The following is a 15,037-nucleotide window of genomic DNA, read 5'->3' as shown; positions in this document are numbered from 1 at the left end:
TGTTCTTGCTCAGAGGTACTTACCTCGCCCTGGGGAGTGGGGCGGAACGGGGGTCACATGAGCCGCAAGAAGGTACGCGTGGGCATCGTCGGGGTGGGCAATTGCGCCTCCTCGCTGGTGCAGGGACTGAGCTTCTATGGGCGCGCCGAGGCCAACGAGCCGCCGCCTGGGCTCATGCATGTGGAGCTCGGCGGCTACCACGTGGGCGACATCGAAGTGGCCGCGGCCTTCGATATCCATGCCGGCAAGGTCGGCCGCGACGTCGGTGAGGCGATCCTGGCCGAACCCAACAACACCTTCGTATTCGACCGTCCCCGGAAGAGCGGCGTCAAGGTCCTGCGCGGCCCCACGTTCGACGGCATCGGCCAGTACATGGCCGGGGACATAGAGGAGTCCGCCGAGGCGCCGGTGGACGTCGCCGAGGCGCTCCGCGCTTCAGGCGCCGAGGTGCTGGTGTCCTACCTGCCGGTCGGCTCGCAGCGGGCGACGGAGTACTACGCCCAGCAGGCGCTGGAGGCGGGCTGCGCCTTCGTCAACTGCATCCCGGTGTTCATCGCGTCGAACCCGGTATGGGCCAAGCGCTTCGAGAAGCGCGGGCTGCCGATCATCGGCGACGACATCAAGAGCCAGGTGGGCGCCACCATCGTGCACCGTGTGCTGGCCAACCTGTTCCGCGAACGCGGGGTGCGGATCGACCGCACCTACCAGCTGAACTTCGGCGGCAACTCCGACTTCAAGAACATGCTCGAGCGCGAGCGGCTGGCGTCGAAGAAGATCTCCAAGACCCAGGCGGTGACCAGCCAGCTCGACGTGCCCCTGGAGGAGAACGACATCCACGTGGGCCCGAGCGACTACGTGCCGTGGCTTACGGACCGGAAGTGGGCGCATATCCGTGTGGAAGGCACCACCTTCGGCGGCGTGCCGCTGAACGTGGAACTCAAGCTCGAGGTGTGGGACAGCCCCAACTCCGCCGGCATCGTCATCGATGCGGTGCGCTGCGCCAAGCTGGGCCTCGACCGTGGCCTGGCGGGGCCCCTGCTCGCCCCCTCCAGCTACTTCATGAAGTCGCCGCCGGAGCAGTACACCGACAACGAGGCGCGCGAGCGGACGGAGCGGTTCATCGCGGGCGAGGAGCCGGCCGTCCAACCCAAGACGCGGGCGGCGGTGCAGCTGGCGTCGTGACGACCACAGTCTTTCTCGTGCGCCACGGCTCCACCGACCATCTGGGACACGTGATCTCCGGCCGCATGGAAGGCGTGCCGCTGAACGACCGCGGCCGCGGCGAGGCGCAGGCGGCCGCAGAGCGGCTGCGCGCCGAGCGTGTCGAAGCGCTCTACACGAGCCCGGTGCAGCGGACGCAGGAGACGGCGGCGGCGCTCTCCGAAGCGTTGGGCCTGGAGCCGCGGGTGGACGAGCGCCTGCTGGAGATCGACTTCGGCGACTGGACCGGGAAGGCCTTCGCCGAGCTCGACGGCGACGACCACTGGCGGCGCTGGAACGACGCCCGCGCCGGCACGCGCGCACCGGGCGGCGAGACTATGGACGAGGTGCAGGCGCGGCTGCGCGGCTTCCTCGACGATGCGAAGGTCCGCCATCCGGGCGGCCGCGTCGCCGCGGTCAGCCATGCCGACGTGATCAAGGCCGTGCTGGCCGACGCGCTCGGCTTCTCCATCGACCGCCATGCGTCGATCGAGATCAACCCAGGCTCGGTGAGCGCGCTCGCCGTGGGCGACTGGGGAACCAAGGTGTTGAGCGTGAACGAGGCTCCCAGATGACGTCATTCTCCGCGGAGCAGATCCGCGAGCGCGCCGCCGCGCTCGGCGACTGGTTCCACAACATCGATTTGGGTGGCGTGCAGACCGCGCCCAACCACTTCCTGAACGACTACCCGAACGTGAAGTGGAAGACGTTCCAACATGCCATCCCGCAGGATCTCACCGGCAAGACGGTGCTCGATATCGGCTGCAACGGCGGCTTCTACTCGCTCGAGATGAAGAGGCGCGGGGCCGACCGCGTGCTGGGGGTCGATTTCGACGAGCGCTACCTCGAGCAGGCTCGCTTTGCCGCCGAGGTGAAGGGCATGGACATCGAGTTCCGGCAGCTCAGCGTCTACGACGTGGCCTCGCTTGGCGAGAAGTTCGACGTCGTCCTGTTCATGGGGGTCCTCTACCACCTGCGCCATCCGCTGCTGGCGCTGGACCTGATCCACGACAACGTCTGCCGCGACCTGCTGATCTTCCAGTCCATGCAGCGCGGGACGGCCGGCGAGCACCCGGTGCGCGCCAACTACGACTTCTTCGAGCAGGACCACTTCGACGACCCGACATACCCGAAGATGCACTTCATCGAGCACGAATACGCCAACGACTGGACCAACTGGTGGGCGCCCAACGAGGCGTGCTCGGCGGCCATGCTGAGGAGCGCCGGGTTCCAAGTCGTCGAGCATCCGGAGGAAGAGGTGTTCATCTGCCGGGTGAGCGAGCGACCCAAGCCCATGGGCGCGGTCTATCCGGCGAAGCCCAAGACGAACGGCAACGGGAGGGGCCACTCGTGATCGAAGCCGCCAAGATCTGGAACGAGCCCAACAACAAGTCGCACTGGGACCCGAACCTCGATCCCGAGTGGGACCTGTTCGCCAACATGACGAGGCTGGCCGGCCAGGCGATTGCGGCCGAGCAGCCCGGACTGACGCGCGTGCTGGGCGGGATGAGCCCGATCGATCCGCATTTCGTGAAGCGGCTCGCCGAGCGCGGGGTGATGGAGCACGTGGACGTAATCGCGCTCCACGGCTTCCCGCTGGACTGGAACCTCTGGCAGATCGACGAGTGGCCCTCGAAGGTGAACGAGATCCGCGCCGTCACCGACAAGCCGATCTGGATCACCGAGGTGGGCGTCTCCTCCTTCGGCTCGGAGGAAGTGCAGGCCTGGGGCGTGAAGAAGACCGCCGACCTCTTGATCGGCAAGGTCCCGCGCATCCACTGGTACTCGCTCTACGACCTGCCGAAGACCTGGGAAGCGACCACCCGGCACAAGGAGGCGGAGGGCAGCTCCTACTACCGCCACTTCCACATGGGCCTGCTGCGGGAGGACGGGACGCCGAAGCCGTCGCTGGAGGCCTATGCGCCCTATGCCGCCGAGATGGGCCTGTGCCAGTGGTTCCACTACCACGACCACCGGCTCGACGAGGCGGTCGCCTGGATGAAGCGGCTGGGCGTCCGCCACCTGCGCACCGGCCTCTCCTGGGCCGACAGTTTCCGCCCCGAGGCCGACGCGTGGTTCGACCGGCAGATGGAGGCGCTCGCCGACTTCGAGGTCACCGTCACCTTCTGCTTCACGCCCGAGCACCGCGGGATCGAGCCGCACCACACCAGCCCGCCGCAGGTGGCCGAGGAGTTCGCCGAGTTCTGCGCGCGGATGATCCGCCGGTATGGCCAGGCGAGCGTGAAGCCTACAGCCGTGGCCGCGGAGTAGGTCAGTGAAGTGGTCGCCGAACCTCAGCTGGGTCACCGACGACCTGGCGGTCGGCGGCAGCTTTCCGGCCGGCAAGGCCGCCGCTCTCGCCTCAGACCATGGCGTGGGCGCAGTGATCGATGTCCGCTCCGAGTCCTGCGACGACCGTGAGGAGCTCGCGGCATGCGGGGTGCGCTTCCTGCACCTGCCCACGGACGACCACCATGCGTTGACGCAGCCGAAGCTCGACGCGGGCGTAGCCTTCGCCGCGGAGGCTCGGGCCGATGGGCTGAAGCTCCTCGTCCACTGCGAGCACGGCATCGGCCGCTCCGCGACAGTCGCGCTGTGCGTCCTGGTGGACCGCGGCTGGAGCCCTATGGCGGCGCTCACGCGCGCCAAGGACGTGCGCGCGCTGGTCTCCCCTTCCCCGGCGCAATACGAGGCCTGGATCGCCTGGATGGCGCGACGAGCGCCCGACGCGCGGCCGCCGACCTTCGAGGCCTTCAAGGCCGTCGCCTACCGCCACCTCGTCCAGCGCGCCTGACGTGCTGGTCTACGGCGACCAGCCCAGGCGGGAGGACCCTCGGGAAAAGCTGGCTACGATCGCCTCGGCGCTGGTCGGCGGCAACCGTCTGCACGCCCTGATCGAGGCTGGCGAACTGGCGCAGGGATTCGCCGACGTCGAGTTCGGGGCGCGGGGACAGGACGAGGACACGCCCCTGCAGCAGGCGGCCATGGCGCTCTGCGTCGCCGTAGCGAGGCGGGAGGACGCTCGCTCGCAGATCGGGGCGTTGGCCGCCCTGCCCTTGCCGCCGCACCTCTCAGTGAAGACGCCCGAGGGCTACGCCTTCTACGGCTTGCACCCGCAGAGCTACGCCCACGCGGCCGCAAGCCACGCGTGGAGCGGGCCGCCCTTTGTGATCGGCCTGCGCAGCATCGGCACGAGCCTCGCAGCCGTCGTCGCCGCGGCCGCACGCGCGACCGACGTCATCACCGTCCGCCCCACGGGCGACCCGTTCCGACGGGAGCTCCGACTGGCGCCCGCGTTGAGCGGCCGGCTGGCCGCGCACGGCGGCCCGTTCGCGATCGTCGACGAGGGGCCGGGGCTCTCGGGCAGCTCGTTCGGTTCAGCCGCCGACCTGCTGGAGGCGCTGGGCGTCTCCCCCGGTCGCATCGTCTTCCTGCCCGGTCACGACGGCGACCTCGGTCCGGAGGCCTCGCCCGCGCATCGCGCGCGATGGCGGCGCGCAACCCGGCTGGTGTCGCCCGCCGAGCCGCCGTCCTTCGACGACATCCCGGGACCGACGACGCGCTGCTTCGTGGGTCTCGGCGCGTTCGGGGAGGCGAAGCTCGTCCGCGCGCAGGCGCTCCACGCCGCGGGCTTCACACCCGAGCCGCTGGCGCTCCGCGAAGGCTTCCTCCTCCAGCGGCGGATCGATGGACCGGCGGCCCGCCCGACACCCCGACGCCTCGCCGCCTATCTCCGTTTCCGGCGGGAGCGCTTCCCAGCCGCGCCCGGCGGCTCTCCGACCGAGCTGGCCGAGATGGCGCGGATCAACACCGCCGAGCTGCTCGGCGAAGTCGCCGGGCAGGCCGTGCAGGCGCGGCTCGCCGCCCTGCCGCTCGATCGTGCGCGCCCGCATGCGGTGCACGTCGACGCGCGCCTGCACGCGGCGAACTGGCTCGGCGGCTTGAAGCTCGACGCGCTGGATGGTTCAGCGGCGCACGACCTAGTAGGTCCTCAGGACATCGCCTGGGACGCCGCCGGCGCCGCGATGGAGTTGGGCCTCTCGCGGCCCGTGACGGCGCGGCTCGCCGCCGAGGTGGGCGCAGATCCCGTGATGCTGCAGCTCTGCGAGGTCGCCTACCCCGCCTTCCAGGCCGGCCGCGCAGTGATGTTCGGCGGGGAGGCGGCGCCTTACCGCGAGCGGCTGGCGCAACTCGCAGGCGTGACGGAATCGGTGGACTAATCGGGGCGTGCACATCACGCTCTTCAAGGGACAGTCGCAGTACGGCTCTCTGCGCCTGCACATCGACCAGCTGGCCGCCGCCCTTGCCGAGCAGGGGCACGTGACGCGCGTGGTCGATCTCATGGCGGGCGACCAGCTCGCCCTGCTGCAGGGCTGCCTCGACGCGCCCAGCGAGGTCTATCTCGGTTTCGCGGGCGTGGGAGCCGACTGGACCGTCGGCGGCGCCTCGGCCTACGACCGGCTCGGCGCCAGCTATGTGTCCCTGTACGTCGACCACCCGCTGCACATGCAGGCCCGCCTCGCCGCGCCGGCGCGCAAGAAGGTGAGCTTCTTCCTGGACCGCAGCCACGTGCAGTTCATGACCGCGTCGGGTCAGGCGCGCGGCCACGCGCACCTTGGGTTCCTGCCACCCGGCGGCAACGAACTCGGCGATCCGCCGGACCTCTCCGATGAGGCCTTCGCCCGCCGCGACATACCGGTGCTGTTCACCGGCACCTACCGAGGCGCGCCGGAGTTGCCGTGGCGCGACTGGGCCGACACACCCGCGAGGTCCATCTGTGAGCTCGTGGCGCAGCGCATGGCGGCCGATGCGCGGCTGCCGGTAATGGAGGCGTTCAAGGCAGCGCTCTTGGATCTCGGCGCGACGCTGACGCCCGACCTTTTCACGGAGTGCCTCCCGCTCCTGAAGCCGCCGCAGGCCTTCGCAGAGGCCTACCACCGCGAGCGGCTGCTGAACGTGCTCGGCGAGGCCGGCGTCCCGCTGCACGTCTGGGGTCACGGCTGGGAGCCGCTCGTCGACCGGCAGCCGAGCTTCACCTATGGAGGCGTAGGCTCGTTCGAGGAGACCCTGCACCTGCTGCGCCGCGCGCGCGTGGTGCTGAACATCAACAACGGCTTCGTCGCCGGCGGCCACGAGCGGGTGTTCACTGCCATGTGCGCCGGGGCGGCGGTGTTCTCCGACGAGTCGAAGTACTACGCCGACGCCTTCAAGGCCGGGCGCGAGATCGCCCTGTTCGCCTGGCCGCAGATGGACAAGGCCCCCGGTCAGCTGATGGCGCTGCTCGGCGACGAGGCGCGGCTGGCGGCCATCGCCCGCGCCGGCGCGAAGAAAGCGCAGGCCGAGCACCGCTGGGCCGACCGCGCGCGCAAGCTGGTAAAGGCGCTGAAGCAGGCGGCTTAAGCGCAACCCCCACGTCCGCCCGGCCTGCGCCGGACGGGCCGACAGGCGGGCGACGCCGGAGCCAGAACCGGACTGGCAATTGACGCGTGCCGGAACAGCGCCCTCTACCTCCCGTTGTCCTTCGTGTGAGGCGGCCCCTCTCCGCCTCCAGGAGGGATGCAATGCAAACGTTTTTCAAGGCCACGGCCATGGCCGGGCTGCTTGCGCTGAGCGCGTGCGCCAGCGGGATGGACTCCGGCGGCATGGCCCAGCCGGCGGCCGCCGCGCCGACCACCATGGGCGCCTACCTAGCGGAGGCCGCACGGGCCGACATGTACGAGATCCAGGCGGGCGAGCTCGCCCAGTCCAAGGGCAGCGCCGCGGGCGTCCGCCAGTTCGGCGCCATGATGGTCCGCGACCACACCACCACCACCCAGCAGCTGATGCAGGCGGTGATGTCGTCCGGCGCCAGCCCGCCCCCGCCGCCGCCGCTCGATGCGCGCCGCGCGGGCCTGCTCAGGGCGCTTCGGGGCGCCAGCGGCGCGGGCTTCGACCGGCTCTACGCCCAGCAGCAGCTGATGGCGCACCAGGAGGCGCTCGCCCTCCACCAGGGCTACGCCCAGGGCGGCGACAACGCCGCGCTACGCGCCACGGCGGCGCAGATCGTGCCCGCCGTGCAGCAGCACCTGCAGCACGTCCAGCACATGGCTGGCGGCGGCGGCAGCGGCGGCTAGCGCGGCAGCTTCGTCGCGCCCATCAGGTACTCGTCGACGGCACGGGCGCACTGGCGGCCCTCGCGGATCGCCCAGACCACCAGGGACTGCCCGCGCCGCATGTCGCCGCAGGTGAAGATGTTCTCCGTGGACGTGCGGTAGTCGTCGACGTTGGCCTTTACGTTGCCGCGGCCATCAAGCTCGACGCCGGCCTGCTGCACGAAGCCGTCGTGCCGCGGGCCGACGAAGCCCATGGCCAGCAGCACGAGGTCGGCCTTCAGCTCGAAGTTGGAGCCCTCGACCTCGTGCATGCGGCCGTCGCGCCATTCCAGGCGAACGCACTCGATGGCGGTCACGCGGCCGCCCTCGCCGACGAAGCGCTTGGTGGCGACGGCGAACTCGCGCTCGCAGCCCTCCTCGTGGCTGGAGGAGGTCCGCAGCTTCAGAGGCCAGTCGGGCCAGGTGACCTGCTTGTTCTCCCGCTCCGGAGGCCTCGGCATGATCTCCAGCTGGGTGACCGACAGCGCGCCGTGGCGGTTCGAGGTGCCGATGCAGTCGGAGCCCGTGTCGCCGCCGCCGATGACCACGACGTGCTTGCCGGCTGCCGACAGCGTGCCCTGCGGCGCGGCCTGTTCCTCGGCGTCGCCGGCGTTGCGCTTGTTCTGCTGCGTCAGGAACTCCATGGCGAAGTGCACGCCCGCCAGGTCGCGGCCCGGGGCCGGCAGGTCGCGCGGGTCCTCCGCACCGCCGGCCATTACCAGGACGTCGTAGTCATCGAGCAGGCGCTGGACCGAGACGTCCTTCCCGACCTCGAACCCGCAGCGGAAGATCACGCCTTCGCCCTCCATCTGCTTGATGCGGCGGTCGATGAGGTGCTTCTCCATCTTGAAGTCGGGGATGCCGTAGCGGAGCAGGCCACCGATCCGGTCCGACTTCTCGAAGACGGTGGGCGCATGGCCGGCGCGGGCTAACTGCTGGGCGCAGGCAAGGCCGGCCGGGCCTGAGCCCACCACCGCGACGCGCTTGCCGCTCCCACGCGGCGACGGCTCGGGCTTGATCCAGCCTTCGTCCCAGCCGCGGTCGATGATCTGGCACTCGATCGTCTTGATGGTGACCGGGGTGTCCTGGATGTTCAGGGTGCAGGACGCCTCGCAGGGCGCCGGGCAGATGCGGCCGGTGAACTCCGGGAAGTTGTTGGTGGACTGCAGGTTGTCGAGCGCGTGCTTCCAGTGGTCCCGGTAGATCAGGTTGTTGAAGTCGGGGATCTGGTTGTTGACCGGGCAGCCCTGGTGACAGAACGGGATGCCGCAATCCATGCAGCGGGCCGCCTGCTGGCGAAGCTGGGCTTCCGGCAGCGGGTGGACGAATTCCTTCCACGTCTTCAGCCGCTCGGCGGGCGCGTCGTAGCCGCGGTCGGTGCGCTCGATCTCGAGGAAGCCGGTGGGCTTGCCCATACTCTTACTCTCCCCGGCTCTTATTCAGCGGCGACAGCGGCAGCCGTCTCGCGTTCGGTCGCGAGCTCCAGGAGCGCGCGGCGGTAGTCGGTGGGCATCACCTTGACGAAGCTCCTCAGCGCTTCGTCCCAGTTGTCGAGGATTTCGGCGGCGCGGGTCGAGCCGGTGTGCAGGTGGTGGCGCTCGACAAGGATGCGCAGACGCTCGGCGTCGAACCGAAGCATGTCGCCCATGCCGTTGTTGTCGACCGAGAGCGCGCGCTGGCTTGGGCGGAACGGCTCCTCGGCGGCGCTGAACGGCGGCTGTTGGGCAGGACCGACGTGGTCCAGCTCGACCATGGCCAAGTTGCACAGCTCCCGGAAACGGCCGCGGGGATCGTAGACATAGGCGATGCCGCCGCTCATGCCGGCGGCGAAGTTGCGACCGGTGTCGCCCAGCACCACGACGACGCCGCCGGTCATGTACTCACAGCCGTGGTCGCCCACGCCTTCCACCACCGCAACGGCGCCGGAGTTGCGTACGGCGAACCGCTCGCCGGCCACGCCTTCGAAGTAGGCTTCGCCCGAGATTGCGCCGTAGAGCACCGTATTGCCGACGATGATGTTGCGGGTGGGCTCGCGGCGCGCCTCGGCCGGCTGGCGCACGATCACGCGTCCGCCGGAGAGTCCCTTGCCCACGTAGTCGTTGGCGTCGCCGATCAGCTCCAGGGTCACCCCGCGCGCGGCGAACGCGCCGAAGCTCTGGCCGGCGTTGCCGCGAAACTTAAGCTGGATGGTGTCGTCCGGAAGGCCCCCATGGCCGTGCCGCTTCGCGATCTCACCGGAGAGCATGGCGCCCACCGTGCGGTTCACATTGCGGATGGCGTAGTCCCCGCGCACCGGCTTGGCGTCGTCGATGGCGGCGCGGCAGTCGGCGATCAGGGTGTGGTCCAGGGCACGCCCGAGGCCATGGTCCTGGCGGTCCATGTTCCAGAGGCCCTTCTGCCCCTGCGCGGGGGCTGAGTAGAGCAGGCGCGAGAGGTCGATGCCCTGGGCCTTCCAGTGGTCGACCGCCGGGCTCATGTCGAGAAGGTCGACGCGACCGATCATCTCGTTGAGCGTGCGCAGGCCCATCTGGGCCATGATCTCGCGCAGCTCTTCGGCGACGAAGAAGAAGTAGTTGATCACGTGCTCGGGCTGGCCAGTGAAGCGGGCGCGCAGCACCGGATCCTGCGTCGCCACCCCCACCGGGCAGGTATTCAGGTGGCACTTGCGCATCATGATGCAGCCTGCCGCGATGAGCGGCGCAGTTGCGAAGCCGAACTCGTCGGCGCCCAGGAGGGCTCCGATGGCCACGTCGCGACCGGTTCGCAGGCCCCCGTCCACCTGCACGGCGATGCGGGTGCGCAGGCCGTTGAGCAGCAGGGTCTGCTGGGTCTCCGCAAGGCCGATCTCCCACGGCGAGCCGGCGTGCGTCAGCGACGTCAGCGGGCTTGCCCCCGTGCCGCCCTCGAAGCCGGAGATGGTCACGTGGTCGGCGCGCGCCTTGGCGACCCCGGCGGCCACGGTGCCGACGCCGACCTCCGACACCAGCTTCACGCTGATGCGCGCGACGGGGTTCACGTTCTTCAGGTCGTGGATGAGCTGCGCCAGGTCCTCGATGGAATAGATGTCGTGGTGGGGCGGCGGACTGATCAGGCCCACGCCCGGGGTCGAGTGACGGACGCGGGCGATGTTCTTGTCGACCTTGTGCCCGGGCAGCTGGCCGCCCTCCCCGGGCTTCGCGCCCTGGGCCATCTTGATCTGGATGTCGTCGGCGTTGACCAGATACTCGGTCGTCACCCCGAACCGGCCCGACGCCACCTGCTTGATGGCCGAGCGCATGGAGTCACCGTTGGGCAGCGGCTTGAAGCGGTCGCTCTCCTCGCCCCCCTCACCCGTGTTCGAGCGGCCGCCGATGCGGTTCATGGCGATGGCGAGCGTGGTGTGCGCCTCGCGGCTGATGGAGCCGAAGGACATGGCGCCGGTCGAGAACCGCTTCACGATCTCGGCGGCCGGCTCGACCTCATCCAGCGGGATCGGCTCGGCGGCGGTCTTGAAGCGCATCAGGCCGCGAAGGGTCAGCAGGCGCTCCGACTGCTCATTGATGCTGCGGGCGAACTGCCGGTACTCGTCGGGCAGATTGGCGCGCACGGCGTGCTGCAGGCGCGAGACGCTCTCCGGCGACCAGGCATGCGCCTCGCCGCGCAGGCGCCAGGCGTACTGGCCGCCCACGTCGAGCATGGACTTGTAGATCGGCGCGTCCCCGTAGGCGTCGCGGTGCCGCCGCACGCACTCCTCGGCGAGCTCCTGCAGGCCGACGCCCTCGATGGTCGTGGCGGTGCCGGTGAAGTAGCGGTCCACCAGTTCTGACGAGAGCCCCACCGCGTCGAAGATCTGGGCGCCGCAGTAGGACTGGTAGGTGGAGATGCCCATCTTGGACATCACCTTCAGCACGCCCTTGCCCACCGCCTTGATGTAGTTCTTCCGCGCCTCGTAGGCCGAGACCGTCAGGTCGTTCTGCTGGCGCAGCTGCTCGATGGTCTGGAAGGCCAGATACGGGTTGACGGCCTCGGCGCCATAGCCCGCCAGCACGCAGAAATGGTGCACCTCGCGCGCCTCGCCGGTCTCGATGACGAGGCCGGTCTGCATGCGCAGGCCGCGGCTGATCAGGTGGTGGTGCACCGCCGCCGTGGCGAGCGCCGCCGGGATCGGGATCCGCTCGGCCGAGGTCGCCCGGTCCGAGATAATCAGGATGTTGTGGTCCAGCAGGACGGCGTCGACGGCGTCCCAGCAGAGCTTGCCAAGCGCCTTCTCCAGTCCCTCGGAGCCCTCTTCCGCGGACCAGGTGGCATCCAGCGTCGCGGTGCGGAACGAGCCGTCGAGCAGTTCCTCGACGCTGCGGATTTTGGCCAGGTCCTCGTCGGTGAGGATCGGCTGGCTGACCTCGAGGCGCTTGTGGTTCCCGGCCTGGCGGCCGAGCAGGTTCGGCCGCGGCCCGATCATCGAGACTAGGCTCATCACCAGCTCCTCGCGGATCGGGTCGATCGGCGGGTTGGTGACCTGGGCGAAGTTCTGCTTGAAGTACTCGTAGAGCAGCTTGGGCCGCTTTGAGAGCACGGCGATCGGCGTGTCGTGGCCCATCGAGCCGATGGGGTCGTCGCCGGCCTTGGCCATGGGCTCGAGGAAAAAGGCCAGGTCCTCCTGGGTGTAGCCGAAGGCCTGCTGGCGATCGAGCAGGGCGTCGGGATCGTTCTCGCGCGGGTCCTCGACCGGGGCGCTGAGCTTGAGCTCCTCCAGCTTGAATTGGGTCTCCGACAGCCACTCCTCGTAGGGCGCCGCCTCGGCGAGGGTCCGCTTGATCTCCTCATCCTCGATGATGCGGCCCTCCTCCATGTCGATGAGCAGCATCTTGCCGGGTTGGAGGCGCCACTTTCGGACGATCCGCTCCTCCGGAACGTCGAGCACGCCGACCTCGGAGGCCATGATCACATGGTCCTGGTCAGTGATGATGAAGCGGGCGGGGCGCAGGCCGTTGCGGTCGAGCGTGGCGCCGATCTGGCGGCCGTCGGTGAACGCCACGGCGGCCGGCCCGTCCCAGGGCTCCATGAGGGCGGCGTGGTACTCGTAGAAGGCGCGCCGCTTGGGATCCATCAGCGGGTTGCCGGCCCACGCCTCTGGGATCAGCATCATCACCGCATGCGCCAGCGGATAGCCGCCGGCCACCAGCAGCTCGAGCGCATTGTCCAGGCAGGCGGTGTCCGACTGCCCGTGCGGGATCAGCGGCCACATCTTGTTGAGGTCGGGCCCCAGCAGGTCGCTTTCCAGCGAGCGGCGGCGCGCGTTGATCCAGTTCACGTTGCCGCGGACGGTGTTGATCTCGCCATTGTGCGCAATGAACCGGTAGGGGTGCGCCAGGCGCCAGGACGGGAAGGTGTTGGTGGAGAACCGCTGGTGGACCAGCGCGAGCGCGCTCTCGGTCCGCTCGTCCTGCAGGTCCTTGTAGAAGCTGCCGACCTGATGGGCCAGCAGCAGGCCCTTGTAGACCACCGTGCGGGTCGAAACCGACGGCATGTAGAGCTCGGCCAGCCCCGGCATGTCGCGCTTCTTCGCGAGCTCGACGAGCGGGTTCTGGGTCTGCTTGCGGATGGCCAGCAGCTTGCGCTCGTGCGCGTCCTGGTCGCGGATCTTCGGTCCGCGGCCGATGAACGCCTGGCGGATCACCGGCATGGAGGCGAGCACCGCCTCCCCCAGGCCCGTAGTGTCCACCGGCACGTCGCGCCAGCCGAGCAGCGGCTGCTTCTCGACGGTCAGGAAGTGCTCAAACTGCGCGACGGCCGCCGTGCGGCATTCCTCGTCGCGCGGCAGGAAGCACATGGCGACGGCGTATTCGCCGGCTGGCGGCAGGCTGATCCCCTCGCCGTCCGCCCAGGCGCGGTAGAGCGCATCGGGGATCTGGATGAGGATGCCCGCGCCGTCGCCCACCAGCGGGTCGGCGCCCACGGCGCCTCGGTGGTCGAGGTTGACCAGGATCTGCAGGCCCGCGCTGACGACCTCATGGGACTTGCGGCCCTTGATGTTGGCTACGAAGCCCACGCCGCACGCGTCGTGCTCGTTCGCCGGATCGTACAGACCTTGCCGCTCGGGCAGACGCATCTTCATCCCCATCGGGCGCGCCGAAACGCGGCCAGACGGGCCGTTGCGCGCAATCGCGGGCATTTACAGGGCAGGATCAGCCCTTGTCGATGGGCCGAAAGCTGAACTGGAGGAAGATTTTTCTAATGCTAGGGCCGCGTCAGCCGGGGGGCGCGCGGCGGGCAGAAAAAAAGGCCGCACCCGTGAGGGCGCGGCCTGTAAGTCATAGGGAGGAAACGCCCCGAAGGGCCCCTCCAATTTCCATGCTGCAGCGCAAAAATCAAGACCGAATTCATTCACGAATGAATTCGGTCTGTGACAGCCTCAATCCACCCAATCCTTGGGCAGCTTCAGCGCCGCGATGCTGAAAAGAGCGGCGCTCAGCACGTAGAAGCCGAGGCCCGAGTAGATCGAGTAGCGCAGCGCCTCGTCGCCGAAGCGGGGCGTGAGCGCGTCGGAGACGGCGCCGAAGTACCAGGTGCCGAGCCCCAGCCCGATCAGGTTGTTGACGAACAGAAAGAGCGCCGAGGCCGTCGAGCGCTGCGCCGCCGGCACGAGGTGCTGCACCGCGGTGATCACCGGGCCCAGCCACATCAGGTTGAGGCCCTGCGGGATCAGGAACAGGACGAAAGCCAGCGGCAGCGACTGGGCCTGCACCGCGAGGAAGAAGCACGGCAGCGCGATCAGGAAGGCGGCGGCCGGGACCAGCACATAGGCTCGCCGGCTCGCCTGCCCCAGCCGGTCGCCGAGCCAGCCGCCGCCCCAGACGCCCATGAGGCCGCCGACGAGGGTGATGGCGCCCAGGAACAACGATCGGTCCACCAGGCTCATGCCGAGGCTGCGCTCGAAGAAGGACGGCAGCCAGAAGGCGATGCCGTAGCCGCAGACCGAGGAGGCGGCGGCGCCCAGGGACATGAGCCAGAAGCTGGGCTTGGCGAGCAGCCGGCGGGCGCCGCCGGCGGCCGGAGCCTGGGCGGGCGCCGGGCCTTCCATCGCGCCGCGGGGCGGCTCCTTGACGATGAGCCGGAAGATCGGTGCGAGCGCCACACCGGCGAGGCCCACGATGATGAAGGCCATGCGCCAATCGATCGCGGCGGCGATCAGGCCGCCGAACAGGATGCCCAGCGCCGAGCCGATCGGAATACCGAAGGAATAGGCCGCCAGCGCGCGGGCCCGCTGCGCCTTCGGGAAGTAGTCGGCGATGAGCGAATAGGCCGGGGCGACGCCGCCCGCCTCGCCCACGCCGACGCCCATGCGGCACAGGAAGAGCTGCCAGAACCCGCCGGCGAAGCCGCACAGCGCGGTGAAGCCGCTCCAGAGCGCGAGCGCGCCGGTCATGATCCAGGTGCGACTGCCGCGGTCGGCGAGCCAGGCGATGGGGATGCCCAGGCCGGTGTAGAAGAGCGCGAAGGCGAGCCCGCCCATCAGGCCAAGCTGGCTGTCGGTGAGGCCGAGGTCCTTCTTGATGGAGCCCGCGAGGATCCCGAGGATCTGCCGGTCCAGGAAGTTGAAGGTGTAGGCGAGGATCAGCACCGCCAGCACGGTGAGGCGGTAGCGCGCGGCCTTTCGGTCGGCGACGGCGGTCTCGGCCATGATGACTCCGGAAGGAAGGACGCCCGGCTCATCGGAAGAGCCGGGC

11 protein-coding genes are annotated in these 15,037 nt (G+C 69.5%); 8 read left to right on the top strand and 3 right to left on the bottom strand.

From position 1 onward, the window contains the following. The first annotated feature begins 57 nt into the window (after positions 1-57). From VIL76_RS00610 to VIL76_RS00575, 8 genes are all read left to right on the top strand, one after another. Positions 58-1,182, top strand: coding sequence for an inositol-3-phosphate synthase (locus tag VIL76_RS00610; RefSeq protein WP_332043039.1), 1,125 nt, complete (start codon positions 58-60; stop codon positions 1,180-1,182). Further along, positions 1,179-1,775, top strand: coding sequence for a histidine phosphatase family protein (locus tag VIL76_RS00605; RefSeq protein WP_332043038.1), 597 nt, complete (start codon positions 1,179-1,181; stop codon positions 1,773-1,775). Before VIL76_RS00610 ends, VIL76_RS00605 begins: the two co-directional genes overlap by 4 nt. Next, positions 1,772-2,554 carry a TIGR04290 family methyltransferase gene (locus tag VIL76_RS00600; RefSeq protein ID WP_332043037.1) on the top strand — a complete coding sequence of 261 codons (783 nt, stop codon included), beginning with the start codon at positions 1,772-1,774 and terminating at the stop codon, positions 2,552-2,554. Before VIL76_RS00605 ends, VIL76_RS00600 begins: the two co-directional genes overlap by 4 nt. Further along, positions 2,551-3,471, top strand: a complete 921-nt coding sequence (locus VIL76_RS00595; protein ID WP_332043036.1) for a beta-xylosidase — start codon at positions 2,551-2,553, stop codon at positions 3,469-3,471. Before VIL76_RS00600 ends, VIL76_RS00595 begins: the two co-directional genes overlap by 4 nt. 4 nt (positions 3,472-3,475) lie before the next feature. Beyond that, complete coding sequence (locus VIL76_RS00590) at positions 3,476-3,994, top strand: protein-tyrosine phosphatase family protein (RefSeq protein WP_332043035.1); 519 nt, start codon at positions 3,476-3,478, stop codon at positions 3,992-3,994. A 1-nt stretch (position 3,995) separates the two neighbouring features. Further along, positions 3,996-5,420, top strand: coding sequence for a hypothetical protein (locus VIL76_RS00585; RefSeq protein ID WP_332043034.1), 1,425 nt, complete (start codon positions 3,996-3,998; stop codon positions 5,418-5,420). Between the two features lie 7 nt (positions 5,421-5,427). Next, the gene (locus tag VIL76_RS00580; RefSeq protein ID WP_332043033.1) at positions 5,428-6,600 is read left to right on the top strand and encodes a glycosyltransferase; all 1,173 of its coding nucleotides are present in this window, start codon (positions 5,428-5,430) and stop codon (positions 6,598-6,600) included. 161 nt (positions 6,601-6,761) lie between these two features. Continuing rightward, positions 6,762-7,313, top strand: coding sequence for a DUF4142 domain-containing protein (locus VIL76_RS00575; protein ID WP_332043032.1), 552 nt, complete (start codon positions 6,762-6,764; stop codon positions 7,311-7,313). On the opposite strand, the gene VIL76_RS00570 is transcribed toward VIL76_RS00575, so the two are convergent. The 3 genes from VIL76_RS00570 to VIL76_RS00560 form a co-directional block, all read right to left on the bottom strand. Beyond that, positions 7,310-8,746, bottom strand: coding sequence for a glutamate synthase subunit beta (locus VIL76_RS00570; RefSeq protein WP_332043031.1), 1,437 nt, complete (start codon positions 8,744-8,746; stop codon positions 7,310-7,312). The genes VIL76_RS00575 and VIL76_RS00570 overlap by 4 nt on opposite strands. A 20-nt stretch (positions 8,747-8,766) precedes the next feature. Continuing rightward, positions 8,767-13,419, bottom strand: coding sequence for a glutamate synthase large subunit (gltB, locus tag VIL76_RS00565; RefSeq protein WP_332043030.1), 4,653 nt, complete (start codon positions 13,417-13,419; stop codon positions 8,767-8,769). Between the two features lie 303 nt (positions 13,420-13,722). Next, the gene (locus VIL76_RS00560) at positions 13,723-14,991 is read right to left on the bottom strand and encodes an MFS transporter (protein ID WP_332043029.1); all 1,269 of its coding nucleotides are present in this window, start codon (positions 14,989-14,991) and stop codon (positions 13,723-13,725) included. Between the last annotated feature and the right edge of the window lie 46 nt (positions 14,992-15,037).

The sequence above is a fragment of the Phenylobacterium sp. genome, from assembly GCF_036563285.1.
GTDB lineage: Bacteria > Pseudomonadota > Alphaproteobacteria > Caulobacterales > Caulobacteraceae > Phenylobacterium.
Note: the sequence above shows the minus strand (reverse complement) of the source record. Positions and strands in the feature narration are given on the sequence as shown.